19 protein-coding genes and 3 tRNA genes are annotated in these 16,684 nt (G+C 72.7%); 11 read left to right on the plus strand and 11 right to left on the minus strand.

All coding sequences use genetic code 11. The annotated features are described in order from the left end of the window. Positions 1-152 precede the first annotated feature (152 nt). The 4 genes from purF to amcA all read left to right on the plus strand — a co-directional run bounded on the left by purF (position 153) and on the right by amcA (position 4,353). Positions 153-1,691 carry an amidophosphoribosyltransferase gene (gene purF / locus ACFYWL_RS08475; RefSeq protein ID WP_074475589.1) on the plus strand — a complete coding sequence of 513 codons (1,539 nt, stop codon included), beginning with the start codon at positions 153-155 and terminating at the stop codon, positions 1,689-1,691. A gap of 64 nt (positions 1,692-1,755) precedes the next feature. Further along, a complete protein-coding gene (gene purM, locus ACFYWL_RS08480; RefSeq protein ID WP_386969198.1) occupies positions 1,756-2,910 on the plus strand; it encodes a phosphoribosylformylglycinamidine cyclo-ligase in 1,155 nt (384 codons plus the stop codon). A 131-nt stretch (positions 2,911-3,041) separates the two neighbouring features. Further along, complete coding sequence (gene amcB, locus ACFYWL_RS08485) at positions 3,042-4,148, plus strand: cyclophane-forming radical SAM peptide maturase AmcB (protein WP_386969760.1); 1,107 nt, start codon at positions 3,042-3,044, stop codon at positions 4,146-4,148. Then, a complete protein-coding gene (gene amcA / locus ACFYWL_RS08490) occupies positions 4,117-4,353 on the plus strand; it encodes a multiple cyclophane-containing RiPP AmcA (RefSeq protein WP_386969200.1) in 237 nt (78 codons plus the stop codon). The genes amcB and amcA overlap by 32 nt, the downstream gene beginning before the upstream one ends. 145 nt (positions 4,354-4,498) lie before the next feature. On the opposite strand, the gene ACFYWL_RS08495 is transcribed toward amcA, so the two are convergent. Both ACFYWL_RS08495 and ACFYWL_RS08500 read right to left on the minus strand, forming a co-directional pair. Further along, positions 4,499-4,714 (minus strand): DUF3073 domain-containing protein, encoded by a 216-nt coding sequence (locus tag ACFYWL_RS08495; protein ID WP_036373645.1) that lies wholly within the window; start codon positions 4,712-4,714, stop codon positions 4,499-4,501. Between the two features lie 369 nt (positions 4,715-5,083). After that, positions 5,084-6,166: a Glu/Leu/Phe/Val dehydrogenase gene (locus ACFYWL_RS08500; protein WP_386969203.1), complete on the minus strand. Its 1,083-nt coding sequence runs from the start codon at positions 6,164-6,166 to the stop codon at positions 5,084-5,086. Between the two features lie 206 nt (positions 6,167-6,372). On the opposite strand from ACFYWL_RS08500, the gene ACFYWL_RS08505 reads away from it, so the two are divergent. Together ACFYWL_RS08505 and ACFYWL_RS08510 are read left to right on the plus strand one after the other, a co-directional pair. Beyond that, positions 6,373-7,212: a hypothetical protein gene (locus tag ACFYWL_RS08505; RefSeq protein ID WP_386969206.1), complete on the plus strand. Its 840-nt coding sequence runs from the start codon at positions 6,373-6,375 to the stop codon at positions 7,210-7,212. 285 nt (positions 7,213-7,497) lie between these two features. After that, the gene (locus ACFYWL_RS08510; protein WP_007073996.1) at positions 7,498-7,707 is read left to right on the plus strand and encodes a BldC family transcriptional regulator; all 210 of its coding nucleotides are present in this window, start codon (positions 7,498-7,500) and stop codon (positions 7,705-7,707) included. Between the two features lie 72 nt (positions 7,708-7,779). Here ACFYWL_RS08510 and ACFYWL_RS08515 read toward each other — a convergent pair whose 3' ends face one another. Beyond that, positions 7,780-8,190 (minus strand): PPOX class F420-dependent oxidoreductase, encoded by a 411-nt coding sequence (locus ACFYWL_RS08515; protein WP_386969209.1) that lies wholly within the window; start codon positions 8,188-8,190, stop codon positions 7,780-7,782. 53 nt (positions 8,191-8,243) lie between these two features. Between ACFYWL_RS08515 and ACFYWL_RS08520 the strand changes: the two genes are divergently transcribed. Then, positions 8,244-9,023: a bifunctional 2-polyprenyl-6-hydroxyphenol methylase/3-demethylubiquinol 3-O-methyltransferase UbiG gene (locus tag ACFYWL_RS08520; protein WP_278130689.1), complete on the plus strand. Its 780-nt coding sequence runs from the start codon at positions 8,244-8,246 to the stop codon at positions 9,021-9,023. Between the two features lie 60 nt (positions 9,024-9,083). Here the strand turns inward: ACFYWL_RS08520 and ACFYWL_RS08525 are convergent, their stop codons facing one another. Then, positions 9,084-9,371, minus strand: a complete 288-nt coding sequence (locus ACFYWL_RS08525) for a hypothetical protein (protein ID WP_386969212.1) — start codon at positions 9,369-9,371, stop codon at positions 9,084-9,086. Between the two features lie 161 nt (positions 9,372-9,532). Here ACFYWL_RS08525 and ACFYWL_RS08530 point away from each other — a divergent pair, with 161 nt between their 5' ends. Together ACFYWL_RS08530 and ACFYWL_RS08535 are read left to right on the plus strand one after the other, a co-directional pair. Then, on the plus strand, positions 9,533-10,390 hold the full coding sequence (locus ACFYWL_RS08530) for a 3-hydroxyacyl-CoA dehydrogenase family protein (protein ID WP_386969214.1): 858 nt from the start codon (positions 9,533-9,535) through the stop codon (positions 10,388-10,390). Further along, on the plus strand, positions 10,387-11,130 hold the full coding sequence (locus ACFYWL_RS08535; RefSeq protein ID WP_386969215.1) for an enoyl-CoA hydratase/isomerase family protein: 744 nt from the start codon (positions 10,387-10,389) through the stop codon (positions 11,128-11,130). Before ACFYWL_RS08530 ends, ACFYWL_RS08535 begins: the two co-directional genes overlap by 4 nt. Positions 11,131-11,214: 84 nt before the next feature. Here the strand turns inward: ACFYWL_RS08535 and ACFYWL_RS08540 are convergent, their stop codons facing one another. After that, positions 11,215-12,561, minus strand: a complete 1,347-nt coding sequence (locus tag ACFYWL_RS08540) for an ABC transporter substrate-binding protein (protein WP_386969218.1) — start codon at positions 12,559-12,561, stop codon at positions 11,215-11,217. A gap of 169 nt (positions 12,562-12,730) precedes the next feature. On the opposite strand from ACFYWL_RS08540, the gene ACFYWL_RS08545 reads away from it, so the two are divergent. Beyond that, positions 12,731-13,120: a hypothetical protein gene (locus ACFYWL_RS08545; RefSeq protein ID WP_386969221.1), complete on the plus strand. Its 390-nt coding sequence runs from the start codon at positions 12,731-12,733 to the stop codon at positions 13,118-13,120. A gap of 43 nt (positions 13,121-13,163) precedes the next feature. Here ACFYWL_RS08545 and ACFYWL_RS08550 read toward each other — a convergent pair whose 3' ends face one another. Then, positions 13,164-13,598, minus strand: coding sequence for a hypothetical protein (locus ACFYWL_RS08550; protein WP_386969224.1), 435 nt, complete (start codon positions 13,596-13,598; stop codon positions 13,164-13,166). A gap of 122 nt (positions 13,599-13,720) precedes the next feature. Here ACFYWL_RS08550 and ACFYWL_RS08555 point away from each other — a divergent pair, with 122 nt between their 5' ends. Next, positions 13,721-14,428, plus strand: a complete 708-nt coding sequence (locus ACFYWL_RS08555) for a DUF2786 domain-containing protein (protein ID WP_386969226.1) — start codon at positions 13,721-13,723, stop codon at positions 14,426-14,428. A gap of 3 nt (positions 14,429-14,431) precedes the next feature. Here the strand turns inward: ACFYWL_RS08555 and ACFYWL_RS08560 are convergent, their stop codons facing one another. From ACFYWL_RS08560 to ACFYWL_RS08580, 5 genes are all read right to left on the minus strand, one after another. After that, positions 14,432-14,950 (minus strand): SRPBCC family protein, encoded by a 519-nt coding sequence (locus ACFYWL_RS08560; protein WP_386969229.1) that lies wholly within the window; start codon positions 14,948-14,950, stop codon positions 14,432-14,434. Positions 14,951-15,348: 398 nt separating this feature from the next. After that, positions 15,349-15,422 (minus strand) — tRNA-Phe (locus ACFYWL_RS08565). 103 nt (positions 15,423-15,525) lie between these two features. Further along, a tRNA-Asp gene (locus tag ACFYWL_RS08570) sits at positions 15,526-15,599 on the minus strand. Positions 15,600-15,639: 40 nt separating this feature from the next. After that, positions 15,640-15,712, minus strand: a tRNA-Glu gene (locus ACFYWL_RS08575). Positions 15,713-15,866: 154 nt separating this feature from the next. Further along, entirely contained in the window at positions 15,867-16,664 is a 798-nt protein-coding gene (locus ACFYWL_RS08580) for a polysaccharide deacetylase family protein (protein WP_386969231.1), read from the minus strand. Positions 16,665-16,684: the final 20 nt, after the last annotated feature.

Consider the following 16,684-nt stretch of genomic DNA (forward strand, 5'->3'; position numbering starts at 1 on the left):
CGTGTGGTCACGCAGCGGAGGCGAATCGTGACTTACTGTATTGACACCGATTCGCGTACACTGTCAGGCGACGACAGTGGTCCCGGCCGGGCAACGCGGACCAGCACATCCGTCCGGCCCGGCCAGTCCCGACCAGCATGAGGGAGCGGCAGGTGCCCCGAGGCGACGGCCGGCTGAGCCACGATCTCGATCCCCAACGACCCGGCCCCCAGGACGCCTGCGGCGTCTTCGGTGTCTGGGCGCCGGGGGAGGAGGTCGCCAACCTGACCTACTTCGGGCTCTACGCCCTCCAACACCGTGGCCAGGAGGCCGCCGGGATCGCCGTCAGCGACGGCTCCGGGGTGGTGGTCTACAAGGACCTCGGCCTGGTGGCCCAGGTCTTCGACGAGCCGACCCTGGCGAGCCTGCGCGGGCACCTCGCGATCGGGCACGCGCGCTACTCGACCACCGGCGGCTCGACCTGGGAGAACGCCCAGCCGACCATCCGGTCCACCAGCGCCGGCACCACCATCGCGCTGGCGCACAACGGCAACCTGGTCAACACCGCCGAGTTGCAGCGCGAGGTGGCCGAGCGGGGCCTGGCCGCCGACGGCTCGACCAACGACACCTCGCTGGTGACGATGCTGCTGGCCAGCCGTCCGGATCTCTCGGTCGAGGCCGCCGCGCTGGAGGTGCTGCCCCAGCTGCGCGGGGCGTTCAGCTTCGTCTTCATGGACGAGTCGACGCTCTACGCGGCCCGCGACCCGCACGGCGTGCGCCCGCTGGTCCTCGGCCGGCTGGAGCGCGGCTGGGTGGTGGCGAGCGAGACCGCCGCGCTCGACATCGTGGGCGCGAGCGTGGTCCGCGAGGTGGAGCCGGGCGAGCTGATCGCCATCGACGAGAACGGCCTGCGCTCGGCCCGGTTCGCCGCGCCCGAGCCGAAGGGCTGCCTCTTCGAGTACGTCTACATCGCCCGCCCGGACGCCACCATCGCCGGGCGCAACGTGCACGCCGCCCGGGTGCAGATCGGCCGCCAGCTCGCCAAGGAGCACCCGGTCGAGGCCGACCTGGTCATCCCGGTGCCGGAGTCCGGCACCCCGGCCGCCATCGGCTACGCCGAGGAGTCCGGCATCACCTACGGCGCCGGCCTGATGAAGAACCCGTACGTCGGCCGGACGTTCATCCAGCCCTCGCAGACCCTGCGCCAGCTCGGCATCCGGCTGAAGCTCAACCCGCTGCGGGAGAACGTGCGGGGCAAGCGGCTGGTGGTGGTCGACGACTCGATCGTGCGTGGCAACACCCAGCGGGCGATCGTGCGGATGCTGCGCGAGGCGGGCGCGCTGGAGGTCCACGTCCGGATCTCCTCCCCGCCGGTCAACTGGCCGTGCTTCTACGGCATCGACTTCGCCACCCGGGCCGAGCTGTTGGCCAACGGGCTGGACAACGAGGGCATCCGGCGGTCCATCGGCGCCGACACGTTGGGCTATGTTTCGCTTCCCGGCCTCATCGCCGCGACCGAGCAGCCGAAGACCCGGCTCTGCCGGGCCTGCTTCGACGGGGAATACCCGATCGAGCTGCCAGCCGGGAACCTGATCGGCAAGCACGTGCTCGAAGGGGTGGGACGCCGGGTCGCCGATGCCCCGGACGCCCCCGGGCACGCCGTCCCACCGCTCGTCGCCACTTCGGGCGGCGCGACCGTACACCGCCAATAGCACCGCCCGACGCGGGCCGACCGGCCACCGCCGGATCCCGCGAGAACCACAAAAGGGGAGAACCGTGACGCACGTTTCCGAGCGCAGCGGCACAGGAAGCAGCCCGACCGGCGCCGGCGGCGACCGCCAGCCCTGGACGGCCGGCAACGGCCGCCTGGCGCGCAAACGCTCGGTCTCGTACGCGGACGCCGGCGTCTCGATCGAGGCGGGCGACCGCGCGGTCGAGCTGCTCAAGTCCAAGGTCAAGCAGACCCGTCGCCCGGAGGTCATGGGCGACCTGGGTGGCTTCGCCGGCCTGTTCCGGCTGGACACGAAGAAATACAAGAACCCGATCCTGGCGTCCTCCACGGACGGGGTGGGCACCAAGCTGGTGATCGCGCAGCAGCTCGACATCCACGACACGATCGGCATCGACCTGGTCGCCATGGTCGTGGACGACCTGGTGGCCTGCGGTGCCGAGCCGCTGTTCCTGCTCGACTACATCGCCTGCGGCGAGGTCGTCCCCGACAAGGTGGCCGAGATCGGCGCGGGCATCGCCGACGGCTGCCGGTACGCCGGCTGCGCGCTGCTCGGCGGCGAGACGGCCGAGCACCCCGGCGTCCTGCGTCCGGACGAGTACGACGTCTCCGCCACCGGCGTCGGCGTGGTGGAGGAGAGCGAGATCCTAAGCCCGGAGCGGGTCGAGACCGGCGACGTGGTCATCGCGATGCGCTCCTCGGGCCTGCACTCCAACGGCTACTCCCTGGTGCGGCACGTGCTGCTGGGCGCGGGCCGGATGCGGCTCGACGTGGTGATCGAGGACTTCGGCCGGCAGCGCACCCTCGGCGAGGAGCTGCTCACCCCGACGAAGATCTACGCCCAGGACTGCCTCAAGCTGATCGCCGAGGCCGAGGTGCGGTCGATCGCGCACGTCACCGGCGGCGGCATCCCGGGCAACCTGGTGCGCATCCTGCCGGAGCACGTCGACGCGGTGGTCAACCGCTCCACGTGGAAGCCGCAGCCCATCTTCGACCTGATCCAGTCCAAGGGCCGGATCGAGGACCACGAGATGGAGGCGACGTTCAACATGGGCGTCGGGATGTTCGCGATCGTCTCCGCCGAGGACGCCGACCGGGCGCTGGCCACGCTGACCGGGCGGGGCGTGGACGCCTGGCAGGCCGGCGAGATTATCGAGGGCACCGGCAAGGTGCAGATGGTCGGCCAGCACACGCGGGGTTAACATCGAGAGCCATTGATTTGCTCGGCGTCTGGTCGGGGGTTCACCCGAGCGGCCGTCGCCGCCTAGCCTGAGGGGCGCCCCTCGGGTCGGGAAGGAGGGCGATGGCTGCTCGGGGACGGCCGTTCAGCGGGATGCGGGGGATCTCCCCGGTCCCGTCGTACGTCGTGATGCAGCCAACGACCCTGTGCAACCTCGACTGCGCATACTGCTACCTCCCCATGCGGGCGGCCGACCGGCGGATGCCGGTCGCGGTCGCCGAGGCGGTCGCGGTCTCGGTGAACCGCTGGGCGGCGGCTGGCCGCTTCTCGGTGGTGTGGCACGGCGGGGAGCCCCTGGCGGCCGGCCGGGAGCACCTGGCCGCGCTGATCGCCCCGTTCGGCCCAGAGGTCGAGCACCACGTGCAGACCAACGCGACCCTCATCGACGACGCCTGGTGCGAGTTCCTCGCCGCGCACCGGGTGCGGGTCAGCGTGAGCGTGGACGGGCCGCGCGGGCGCAACGGCGACCGGGTCACCCGGGCCGGGCGGCCGGCGTACGACCGGATCGTGCGGGGCGTGGCGGCGCTGCGCCGGCACGGGCTGCCCTTCTCGGCCCTGGCCGTGGTCAACGACCCGGAGCCGGGGCGGGCCGCCGAGTTGTACGACTACTTCCTCGGCCTGGGCTGCGAGGTGCTGGGCGTCAACATCGAGGAGAAGGAGGGGGTGAACACCCGGGGCAACGCCCACGAGGCGGCGCAGGTGCGGGCGTTCTGGGCGGAGCTGGTGGCCGCCTGGCGTCGGGATCCCCGCATCCACCTGCGCGAGGTGGAGTGGTCGCTGCGGTATGCGGCGGCGGTCCTCGACGGCAACGCCGACGGGCTGCTGCCCCGGCGGCTGGACCCGATCCCCACGGTCGGCCACGACGGCTCCGTGGTCGTGCTCTCCCCGGAGTTGGCCGGCTTCTCCGACCCCCGGTACGGCGACTTCAGCAGCGGCAACGTGCTGACGACCCCGCTGGCCGAGATCGTGGCCGGCGCGGAGCGGTCGACCGGCTGGGTGGGTGAGTTCCTGGCCGGCGTGGAGGCGTGCCGAACGTCCTGCCCGTACTTCGGGTTCTGCGGGGGCGGGCACGCCGCCAACCGTTACTTCGAGCTGGGGCGTTTCGACGGTACGGAGACCGAGCACTGCCGCAACAGCAAGATCCGCCTACTGGAGGGAGTGTTGGACCATGCCCGAGAACACCGGACACCGGCAGCCTGAGCGCGTCGGAGGGGCCACGGAGGGCCCGGTCGTCGACCGGGTGCGGGATGCCGCCGACGGGCTCGTCGCGCTGCTCCAGGAGGCGGAGGACGCGCGCCGGCTGCGGTCGGAGGCGGCGGGAGGGGAGGGCACGGGCGCGGTGTGCGCCTGGAACCACTTCGAGAACATCCCGACGTTCTACAACTGGAACAACCGGCCCCGCTGAGGGTACGGCTCCGAGATCAAGGACCTGCCGATCGCCCGGAACGGGGTCCGGTGGACAGATCCTTGATCATCGGTTGGTACGCCGGCCCCGGGACGTGCACAAACGCAAGCACGCGGACTGCCGCGTGCTCAGTTGCTCCCGGGGGTCAACGGGTCGGACGGACCCAGGGGTCCGGGTCCTCGTCCGCGTGATCCTCGTCGTCGTCGTCGACATACTCTTTGTAGTCGTCGTCGAAGTCGTGGTTCGACTTACCAGCACCCGCCAGTTCGCGCTGCAAGGCGGTGAGGTCGGTGTTCGGGGAGTGGTACTTCAACTCCCGGGCCACCTTCGTCTGCTTGGCCTTAGCACGGCCGCGCCCCATGGCTCGACCCCCTCGCACAGAATTCGGGGCAGCCCGAAGGCGGGCCCCGATGACGTCAGGCATCTCTCGTGGCTCTTACGGTACATGGGGATGCCGCCCTTCGGCACCTCGGGTTACCGCAGGCCGGCTCTGCGCGTCGCAGTCATCCAGCCGTCACCGATTGTACTGAGGTAAGGGGCGGTTGCCGAATCACTCGTGACATCGGGCAGTTGGGTAGTAATCACCCCGATTTCCAGCTTAACGCCGCCCGCCCCCGGGCCCGGCCCGGTCGCCGGAGCCGGGGCCGTGGCGTCCCGGGCCGGACTGTGACCTTCACCGCAGCGCGCACCCCTCACCGCGGCCCGGTCCCGCGCCGCGGGGCGGTGGTCCTCACCTCAGGTGGATCGTCCGCAGCCGGCCGACCTCCGCCATCCGGCGCTCGGCGAGCCGGTCCGCCGCCACCGCCGGGGGCACCCCCTCGTCGTCGGCGAGCCGCAGGATCTGCCGCGTGGTGTCGTAGATGCGGGTGGCCCGGAGCCTGGCCCGCTCGAAGTTGAAGCCCTCGATCTCGTCGGCCACCTGGATCACCCCGCCGGCGTTCACCACGTAGTCGGGGGCGTAGAGGATGCCCCGGTCGGCGAGCAGCTTCTCGATGCCCGGGTGGGCGAGCTGGTTGTTCGCCGCCCCGGCGACCACCTTCGCCCGCAGCGCCGGCACCGTGTCGTCGTCGAGGGCGCCGCCCAGCGCGCACGGGGCGTACACGTCGATGTCGGCGGCGACGAGCGCGGCGGCGTCGTCGACCAGCTCGACCTGCGGGTGGTTGGCGCGCGCCCACTCGCGGGCCCGGGGGTCGACGTCGGTCGCCACCACCTCGGCGTGGTCGTCGAGCAGGTGCCGGGTCAGGTGCTTGCCGACCTTGCCCAGCCCGGCCACGCCGACCCGCCTGCCGTTGAGGGTGGGCGCGCCCCAGACGTGCTCGGCGGCGGCCCGCATGCCCTGGAAGACGCCCCAGGCGGTCAGCACCGAGGAGTCCCCGGCGCCCCCGTGCTCGACGCTGCGGCCGGTGACGTAGCGGGTCTCCCGGGCGATCACGTCCATGTCGGCCACGTACGTCCCGACGTCGCAGGCGGTGTAGTAGCGGCCGTTGAGCGACTCGACGAAGCGGCCGTACGCGCGCAGCAGCGGCTCGCTCTTGAGCTGGTCCGGGTCGCCCCAGATGACCGCCTTGCCGCCGCCCAGGTCCAGCCCGGCGAGCGCGTTCTTGTACGCCATCCCGCGCGACAGGTCGAGCACGTCGGCCAGCGCGGCCTCTTCGCTCGCGTACGGGTAGAAGCGGGTGCCGCCGAGCGCGGGGCCCAGCGCGGTGGAGTAGATGCCGATGATCGCGCGGAGGCCGGTCTGCGTGTCCTGGCAGAACACGACCTGCTCGTGGCCGGTGGACGACGGGTCGTCGGTGCTGGTGAAAACGCCCATGGCTGACTCCTGTGACGGTGTGCGTCCTTGTGGGACGCGGACCTGGTGGCGCGTCCGGCGGGATGGTGCCGGTGCTGCCGAGCCTAGTACCGGCCGACGCCGTACCGTCGTGCGCAGCGCGCCCGGCCGCGGGCGTCCGGGGGCCAGCGCGCCTGATCGGGGGGCGCTGCGGGCGTCCGGGTTCCGTCTCGTGGGAGGATCGCGCCGTGCCGTCGCTCTTCGCTTCGTACCTGCGGGTGTACGAGCCGCTGACCGCCTTCGACCGCGATCGCCAATCCTTCTGGCGGCGTTACGTCGAGCAGGGGCGGGCGGTGGCCCCGTCGGAGGGGCCCCTGCGGCAGCGGACGGCGGTCATCGAGGCGCTCGGCGCGGGCTGGACCCGCCTGCCCGACCTGCCCGAGGAGGCGTACGTCCTGGAGGTCGACGACGCCCTGTTGGTCTGCCCGTGGAACCTGCGGATCCGGGTGGCCGAGGCGGCGCTGAGCGCCCGCGACGGCGTGCCGTCGGTGCTGGCCGACGCGTTCGTCCCGCCGGTCCTGGCGGGGCAGGCCAAGGCGGTCGTGGAGGACTGGCGCAGCGGGGCCCGGGTGCTGGAGCACGGCGTGCCGAGGGTGCACGAGCAGATCGCCACGTGGGGCGTGCCGCTGCGCTGGTTCGTCCTGTTCGACTTCGAGGAGCGGGACCTGGTGACCCGGCCCGGGCGGCGCGCGCTGCGCTACCGGACGGAGATCTCGAAGGCCCGCCGCCGGTCGTCCCGGGCGCTGTCGGTGCTGCGCAAGACCGTCGGCGAGGCGCCGATCACCGAGGCGGTCGAGGAGGCCGCGCGGTGGTTGGAGGAGTTCCACCCGCGTTCGGTGGTGGAGCTGGACTACGGCGGCCTGGTCCAGTTGCTCTCCGACGAGACCCTCGCCGAGGACGATTCCCCGGCGCTCGTCGCCGGCGGCCTCGCCGGGCTGTCCAAGGGGGAGGCCGAGGAGGCGTCGGCGGCGTACGACCGGCTCGTCGCGCGGTGGCGGGCGGTCCAGTTGCTCGAGCGGTGTAACTAGCGCTGACCTGGGGAAAGAACGCCCCAAGGGGGAGCAAACCACCCATGGAAGCGCTCCCAAGGTGAGATGGTCTCGTAGTTGGAGCATCACGACCAGTGATTATGAGTCCAAATAAGGTGGATTCTGGCGTGTATTAGTCGTATAAATCGGGCATGGTTCATCCGTCCGTCTAGGGACCTTCGGCCGTTCGGCCCATGTCGGACATCGGGGACTAGCCGGACCATGGGAGACGCGTCGGCCGGCGGGACCCCGGCCGATGTCTATACCTGTGGAGGAGTGACCGATATGGCATCGCGAACGCACGAACCGGAGCCGCTGCTCACACCGGCCGAGGTGGCGTCGATGTTCCGTGTCGACCCGAAGACGGTGACCCGGTGGGCCAAGGCTGGCAAGCTCAGCGCCATCCGCACCCTGGGCGGCCACCGCCGTTACCGCGAGTCGGAGGTTCGCGCCCTGCTGCAGGGGCAGATCCCCCAGCAACGCCAAGGGGACTGAGCAAGTTCCTTCAGACGATCGGATCAGGGGTGGCAGAGCGCATCTGCCGCCCCTGATCCGCGTCCGGGCCGCTCACCGCGCCCCCTCGTCCCCCGGCGCGGCCCCCTCGGCGAGGGTCACCCGGATGCCCACCGTGCCGCCCTCGCCCCGGCGCAGCCGGCTGCCCAGCAGGCTCAGGCGGCCCACCAGCCGATACTTCTGCTTCAGCAACTCGCGGATCCGGCGGGTCTGCGCCGGATCGCAGATGGTCGCCCGACCGGGCACCGCCGCACCGTGCGGGCGGCCCCGCACGTCGCACGGGGCGACCGTCACCTCGCCGCTACGCCGGATCCGCTTCACCTTGCCCGAGTCGGTGACGGTCCACGCGGCGAGCGCGTCACCGTCGCGGACCACCCACACCGGCGTGGGCACCGCCCGCCCGTCCTTGCGGAACGTGGTCAACAGCACGTACTTCTCGGCGCCCAGCCGGTCCAAGGTGGTCACGCCGCCAGGATACGACCGCGCGGCCCGGGGACAGCGGGGATAGCGTGAACCCTGTGACCGGAGAACCCAGGATCGGCGACGTCTTCGGCGAACTGCTGCGCGACGCGCTCGCCGTCCAGCGCGGAGTCGGTGCCCGGCCGCTGGCCGGGGGGCGACTGCCCCGGCCGGTCATCGAGGTCATCGAGCGGGACGACGGCCTGATCAACGGCGCGCCCGCCGCCCACTACCTGGCCGGGCCCGAGGACTGGCAGCCGTACGACCACCGGGCCGTCGACCGGGTGCGCGGCGAGACGCTGGACGTCGGCGTCGGCGCCGGCCGCATCGCGCTGCTGCTCCAGGAGCGCGGCGTGCCCGTGACCGGGCTGGACACCTCGCTCGGCGCGCTGAAGGTGTGCCGGCGGCGCGGCGTACGCGACCTGGTGCACGGCACGGTCGACGAGCACGTCGCCGACGGCCGGCGGTACGACACGTTCCTGCTGCTCGGCAACAACCTCGGACTGATCGAGGGGCGGGACCGGGCACCGGCGTTCCTCGCCGCGCTGGCCGCGCTCGCCCGGCCCGGGGCGCAGGTCATCGCGCACGGCACCGACCCGTACGGCACCAGCGACCCGGTGCACACCGGCTACCACGAGCGCAACCGGCGGCTCGGCCGGCTCGGCGGCCAGCTTCGGCTCCGCCTGCGTTACCGCGAACTGGGCACCGAGTGGTTCGACTACCTGGTGTGCTCCGTGGCCGAGCTGGCCGACCTCGTACGCGGCACCCCGTGGCGGCTGGCCGACGTGGACGACCGGGACGCCCCGTACTACCTGGCGACGCTGACGCTCACGGGCTGAGGTGTTTGCAGGGGCCCCCTGTGCAACAGAAAGCGTTAACAAGGGGCCCCTCCTTGCACCTCAGACCTCGACGGTCGGGGGGAGCTGCTCGGGCGGGAGGCCGCCGTCGCCGTCGACGACCTCGTCGGGGGTGCCGTCCTCGTCGAGGTCGACCATCGTGATGTCCACCTTGCCGTCGCCGTCGGTGTCGAACTGGAACAGGTCGGCCCGGCCGTCACCGTCGGTGTCGACCACCCAGACGTCGGTCTTCCCGTCGTTGTTGGTGTCCGCGCGGAGCAGGTCGACCCGCTCGTCGCCCCGGGTCTCCACGGTCTCGTTGGTCTCCACACTCTCCGGTGCCTGGCTCATGTCGGGTCCTTCCCTCGGTTGACGGCCGTCCTTACCCGGATCGACGCGCCCCCACGCATCCGCCGGGTGGCGGTGCTGCATAGGGTCGCACCCATGAGCCAGTGCAGCGAGCGCCCCGGCGCGGCGGAGACCCCGCGCGCCGGGCGGAGCGAGGAGACGTCATGAGCGGTCGGTTCGTCGTCGTCGGGGCCGGCACGATGGGCCTCGGCATCGCCTACGTGGCGGCCGGCGCGGGATACCGCGTCGAGCTGGTGGAGGTCGACCCGGGCCGGGCCACCGCCGCCGCGGCGCGGCTGGGCGAGTTGTGGGAGCGGGCGGTGCAGCGCGGCAAGCTCACCGCCGACGCGGCGGCGGCCGACCGGGACCGGTTGACGCTGCGCCCCTCGCTCGGCGAGGTCGCGCCCGGGCCCGACGTGGTGGTGGAGGCCGTCCCCGAGCGGCTCGACCTCAAGCGGGCGGTGCTGCGCGACGCCGCCGCCCTGCGCCCCGCGCTGCTCGGCAGCAACACATCCAGCATCGCCATCGCCGAGCTGGCCGCCGGGCTGGACCGGCCCGAGCGCTTCCTCGGCCTGCACTTCTTCAACCCCGTCTGGGCCATGGCGCTGCTGGAGGTCGTGGTGGGCCCGGCCACCGCCGACGAGACCACCGCGGCGGCCGTCGCGCTCGCCGGCCGGCTGGGCAAGGACCCCGTCGTCGTACGCGACATGCCCGGCTTCGCCACCTCCCGGCTCGGGGTGACCCTGGGCCTGGAGGCGATCCGGATGGTCGCCGACGGGGTGGCCAGCCCCGCCGACATCGACAAGGCCATGGTGCTCGGCTACCGGCACCCCGTCGGCCCGCTGGAGCTGACCGACCTGGTGGGGCTGGACGTCCGGCTCGACATCGCCCGCACCCTCCAGGCCGCGTACGGGGACCGGTTCGCGCCGCCGCCGCTGCTGGAGAAGATGGTCGCCGAGGGGAAGCTGGGCCGGAAGTCCGGGCAGGGCTTCTACCGCTGGGACGAGGGCGGCAAGCGGTGAGCGGGCTGCGCGTCGAGGAAGGTCAGGACCGGCTCGTGGTCACGCTCGACCGGCCGGAGAAGCGCAACGCGATCGACGCCGACCTGATCGCCGAGCTGCACGCCGTCTGCGCCGAGCTGGAGGCCCGGCCCCGGCTGCTGCTGCTCACCGGCGGCGCCGAGGGGATCTTCGCGGGCGGGGCGGACATCGGCCAGCTCCGCGAACGCGGCCGGCTCGACGCGCTCGCCGCGATCAACTCGGCGGCGTTCGCCCGGGTCCGGGCGCTGCCGATGCCCACCGTCGCCGCCGTGGACGGGCCGGCGCTGGGCGGCGGGGCCGAGCTGGCGTACGCGTGCGACCTGCGGGTGTGCACGGCCCGCGCGGTGTTCGGGCAGCCCGAGGTGCGGCTGGGCATCCTGGCCGGCGCGGGCGCGACCCACCGGCTGCCGGCGCTCGTCGGCGAGGCGCGGGCCAAGGAGCTGCTCTTCACCGGCCGCCGGGTGGACGCCGCCGAGGCGCTGCGGATCGGCCTGGTCAACCGGGTGGTCGACGACCCGGCCGAGCTGCTGCCCACCGCGCACGGGCTGCTCGACGAGATGGCGAAGGGGTCCGCGCTGGCGCTGCGGCTGACCAAGCTGGCCGTGGACGCGCCCCCGGCCGCCCACCCGCACCTCGACCTGGTCAGCCAGGCGGTGCTGTTCGAGGACGAGGAGAAGCGCCGGCGGATGACCGAGTTCCTGGAGCGCCGCCGGGGCCGCTGACCACAGCTCGACGACAGCTCCGGCCGGAACCGCGACGGCCGCCCCGCGAGGATCGTGGGGCGGCCGTCGCGCGACCAGGTCGGGTCAGTGCCGGATCTGCACTCCGGAGTCGGCCAGCGCCCGGATCACCTGCGCGGACTCGCCGAAGCCGATGACCAGCACGGCGTCCGCGCCGTACTGCTTGATCTCGCGGGCCCCGGCGGTGAAGTCCAGCGGCGGGGCCTTCGCGTCGGCCGGCGGCTCGTACGTCAGCAGCTTCACCCGGTCGCCGTCGATGCCGGCCCGCTCCAGCTCGGCGCGGACGTTCTCCTGGAGGCCCTCGCCGTAGGAGTCCTTCCGGGCGACCAGGGCGATCCGGTGCGGCCCGTCGCGCAGGATCACGTCGGCCAGGGCCCGCCCCTGGAGGCTGTCCGGCGGGGCGGTGCGGAAGTAGAGCCCCTTGTCCTCGACCGAGGTCAGCCCGGCGTCGGTGTTGGACGGCGAGAAGAGCACCAGGCCGGCGGCCACCACGTCCGGCAGGACGGCCCGGGAGATGCCCGACGCGCCCGCGCCGATGATGACGTGCACGCCCTCGGAGATGTGCTTCGCCACGGTCGCCTTGGCCACGGCCGGATTGGTGCCGTCGTCCCCGTCGACCCAGACCACGTCCTCGCCGAGCACGCCGCCCGCGGCGTTGATCTCCTTGATGGCGAGCGCGGCCCCGGCGGCCAGCGGCGGGTACGCGATGGCCAGGTCGCCGGTGCGCGGCAGCAGGCCGCCGAGGACCAGGGGCGCCGAGGGGGCCTTCGCCGCGCCGCGCTGCCGGTGGGGCCGTGGCGGGTTCTTGGTGCTCGCCGCCGACTCGTCGCCGGCGCCGACGAACTCGGTCTTGCCGTCGTCGAGCTTCTCCTCGCCGAAGGTCAGGGTGGCGTAGCTGGCGGTGGCCGGCTCACCGGCGTCGGTGAAGCCCGCCCGGTTGAGCGACACGCCCCGGTACTCGATGTCCCGGCCGTCCCGCGCCAGCCGCAGACAGTCCGCCGCCTTCTCGCACCGCTCGCCGTTGTTGGTGACGCCGACGATCTGCTTGGCGATCGCGGCCGGCTCGGTGCTGCCGGCCAGCTGCGCGGCCAGCGCGCTGATCATGACGGCGTCGTACGACTCGGCGGAGTAGAGATAGTCCCCCAGCTTCGGGTTGATGGCGCGGAGGCGGTTCTTGAAGGCGTCCGGCAACGGCGTGAGCGGGGTCGTGCCCTTCATGCCGTCGAGCAGGTCGGAGCGCTCCTTGAACTCCGCGGCGTACGCGTTGGTCATGTTGCCGTCGCTGCCGTAGAGGCGGACCTGTGGGGTGGTGGTCGCCTCCTCGGAGTTGTCGGTGCCGCAGCCAGCACCGGCAAGGAGCAGCGCCCCGCACGCCGCCAGAGCGGCGACGCGCGAGCCGGGTGATAAGAACATGGTCGTCCTTCCTCCGGGAAAGGTCCGCTGCGCACATTAGCGTGCCTGGCTGATCGGCGGGACCGTGGAGGAGGGTCAAACCCCTGCTAGCCCCGGCGGTGCACGGACTGTCACGGGGCGCACGCTCTCGGGTGGTCACCGCTTGACCACCGGACGTACAGTTCGGCGGGTGACGGACGTACCGCAGCAGACGCTGGACGACGCGACCGCCGTGCTCCACTCCGCCCTCGCCGGCGACGGCGACGCGGTCGTGGGCACCTTCGACAAGGTGGTCGACCGGGCCGGCCTCGCCGGAGCGTACGGGGTGGCCTGGTGCCTCGCGGCCACCATGGTCGGGGACGTGCCCGCCACCGGCGGCGCGGCGCTCGACTTCCCCGGCATCGACGAGGCCGGCTACGACACCCGCTGGGTGGCGCGCTTCGTCAGCGCGTACGCCAACGCCGACGCCGACACCGGGGAGGCGCTCTTCGGCGCGGCGGTCGCCGACGGCCTGCTGCCCGACTGCCTGCTCACCCTCGCCGGCTCGACGGTGGCGACCCTGCGCAGCCGGGCCGGCTGACGCCCGACGCCCGACCAGGGGGCCGAGCACCGGGCGTCGCCGGTCAGAACGCGTGGTACGCGATCAGCGGCTCGTACTCGTAGCGCAGGTTCTGGAAGCGGACCCGGAAGTTGACCCCGTCGCGGACGTTGGTGGCCACCGTCGTCCACCCCGACTTCGCGGGGAGGTAGGTCCAGTAGTTGCAGTTGTTGGTCTTGTCGACGAACACCACGCACGCCTGGGTGCCGAAGCTGCTGTCGTTACGGACGTTGACGTCCGCGCAGCGGCTGGTGGTCCGGTAGGTGCCGGCCTCGCCGCCCCAGCTTCCGGTCTGGAAGTACGAGCGCACGGCGCCGCCGTAGCAGGTGGCGTACGTGCCGGCGAGGTTGCCGGCGACCAGCGACTGGGCGGGGGCGGCGACGGCGGGCGCGGCGACGGCGAGCGCCGACACGGCCGCGGCCGTCGAGCTGGACAGCAGGCGGACGACCGGGGACGACATGGGTGCCTCCAACGGGTTGCTGACCGTCCGGGTGGGACGGCCGACCGACCGGGACGATGATACTGGTCGATCTTCGCGGCGTCGGCCCGCCGTGGCGGGGACGGTGTGATAGCTCTGGTGGCATGTCCCAGGCCATGCTCGCCAAGGTGCGCAAGCTGCTGGCACAGGCCGAGGACCCGGCCTGCACGCCCCAGGAGTCGGCCGCCTTCACGGCCAAGGCGACCGAGCTGATCGCCCGCTACGGCGTGGACCGGGCCCTGCTGGCGGCCCGCGACCCGACCACCGACCCGGTCGGCGACCGGGTGGTCGAGGTCGTCGCCCCGTACGCCCGGGACAAGGCCGGCCTGCTCGCCGCCGTCGCCGACCCGCTGCGCTGCCGTTGCGTGCGCCGCCGGCACGGCGACGGCTTCGCGATGCACCTCTTCGGCTTCGCCAGCGACCTGGAACGGGTCGACCTGCTCTTCACGTCGCTGCTGGTGCAGGCCGCGCACGGGCTGGCCGCCACCGGGGTCCCGGCGGGCGAGCACCCGGCCGCGTTCCGGCGGTCCTGGCTCGCCGGGTTCGCCCAGGCGGTCGGCGCGCGGCTGGCGGCGGCGGAGGCCGGCGCGGTCGCCGAATCGGGCGCGCCCTCCGTCGCGCTGGTGCTGGCCGACCGCTCGGACCGGGTCCAGCGCCGGGTGGCCGAGGTCTATCCCCGGCTGCGCACGGCCGCGCCGAGGCGGCTCGCCGGCACCGGCTTCGGCTCGGGCGCGGCGGCGGGTCGACGTGCGGACCTCGGCGGCCGGGGGGTGACCCCCGCAACCCGGCCGGCCCCGGGCCTCACCCGCTGACCGTCAGCTTTCGTGGGGGTGCAGGACGCAGGATAGGTAGCGGGTCAGCAGTTCGTGCCAGCCGGCCGTGAGGGCCTCCCGGTATCCCTCGGCGGCCGTGCCGTGCCGGTCGAAGTGCCGGTGTTCGACCTCCACCCGGGTCCACTCCGGGCCCTCGGGAAGGAACAGCACCTCCACCTCGCTGGCCCGCGCCGGGTCGGGCACCGGAACCCGGTCGGGCCCGATCTGCCAGACGAACACCAGACGGCGGGGCGGATCCCAGGTCAGCACCCGACCCCAGTCGGCACGGAAGCCGTGCGGGCCGATCTCGTAGAGCATGCCCCCGGCGTGTGGCTCGACGCCCAACTCGACCAACTCGGCCGGCCCGGACCAGGTGTATTCCGGCACCCACCAGTCGGTGAGGGCGCCGGTGAAGACCGCGAAGGCCCGTTCGGCGGAGGCGGGAACGAGGAGGCTGCTGCGGAGCGAGTATCGTGCGACGTCCTGCCGGACGGCTGTCGGACCGTCGATCTCCTGTCCCATAGGCCCGGACCATACCGGCTGCTGTCCGGGAGTGCAGCTTGCAAAGTGCCGGCTTGCGGACCCGTTGCGCCCGAATGTCGGACAGTAGCGCCGAGTGGTCGTGGCGGCACGCCGTGCTGCCTTGCGCCGAGGCCACTCATGCTGCTTGTGGTGACTCCCACGGGTAGGGCATCGCCCGGAGTCGCTCGACGTGGGCGAGGTGACGGCGCTGTCGTTGTTCCCCCGCATGCGGGGGTGAACTGGCGTGCACCCTACGTGCAACTAGCGGCACTGATCATGGGTGCCCAGCGGTCAACTAAGGACAGCATCGATCGTTACGACCCGCCGGGGCTGCATAAGCAAGATCCCCACCTGCGTTGCCGCTGGTGGGGACCTCTGTAGCCCGGCGAAAGGCTATGTGGCCAGGGGCGGGGTCGAACCGCCGACCTTCCGATTTTCAGTCGGACGCTCGTACCAACTGAGCTACCTGGCCGTGCTGCTCGGCTCATCGTACCCAAGTGGCGGGGTCGCCGCCGACAGGGCACCTGCTCCGATACGCAGAACGCCGCGCATCTTTCGCGCGGCGTCAGCGCTTGCGGTCCTGACGGGACTTGAACCCGCGACCTCCGCCTTGACAGGGCGGCGAGCACTCCGACTGCTCCACAGGACCTTGCTGGTGTTACCGGTGTTGCTCCGGCTTGCGCCGGTCGTGCCCCCAACGGGATTCGAACCCGTGCTACCGCCTTGAAAGGGCGGCGTCCTGGGCCGCTAGACGATGAGGGCGGCCCCGCCATCATTGCACACTCGCAACTTCTAGCGGACTTGCTCCCATCCGGCCCCGCCGGAGGCTTCGAAAGCATACGTGACGGTCGGCCCACGAAACAAATCGGTATGGCCGGCGGCACATCCAGCCACAAACCGGCAGGTCACGGGCGGTCTAGCCGATCCGGGTGAGCCCGTAGCGCCGCTTCAGGTCGCCGATGAGATGGGCGCAGGCGGCCACCGTGGCGGCCCGGTTCCCGCCCCCGTCGTGCAGCAGCACGATCGAGCCAGGCTTCGTCGCGCCCGTGACCCGCTTCCTGATCGTCGGGGCGGTGGGCTTCGCCCAGTCCTGCGGGTCGACGGCCCAGTGCAGCGATCGCATGCCGAGCTGCTTCGCCACCGCCACCACCTCCGGGGTCCACCGCCCGCCCGGCTGCCGGTAGAGGGTCACCTTGGCGTCCGGCGCCGCCGCCCGGATGGCGCGGTTGGTGCGTGCCAGGTCGGCGCGGATGTCGGCGACCGGCCGCCGGCCGAGGTCGATGTCGTGCCGCCAGCTGTGGTTGCAGAGCTGGTGCCCCTCGCGGGCGATCCGGGCGACCAGCTGCGGGTGCTTGCGTACCTGCGTGCCGACCACGCAGAAGGTGGCCTTCGCCCCGGCTGCCTTGAGCTGGTCGAGGATCTTCGGCGTCCAGGCCGGGTCGGGCCCGTCGTCGAAGGTCAACGCCACGGCCTTGCCGCCCGTGGTCCGGCGCAGCCCGGCCGGGAGCTTGGTGGGGCGCGGGCGCAGCGGGGGTGGGGTGGTGCGGGTCGGCTTGGGCGCGACGGTCGGCTTGGGCGTCGGCTCCGGCGGGGACGCGGTCGGTGTCGCGGGGGAGGCCGCGGCCTCCGGCCGCCGGTCGGTCGTCCGCTCGCCGCAGCCGGCCAGGAACAGCGTCAGACAGAGGCCGAGTGCCAGTGCACTCCGTGCGCTCATCGTCACTCCGAGGGGTCGGG

It is taken from the genome of Micromonospora sp. NPDC002575 (assembly GCF_042889525.1).
Classification (GTDB): domain Bacteria; phylum Actinomycetota; class Actinomycetes; order Mycobacteriales; family Micromonosporaceae; genus Micromonospora; species Micromonospora carbonacea.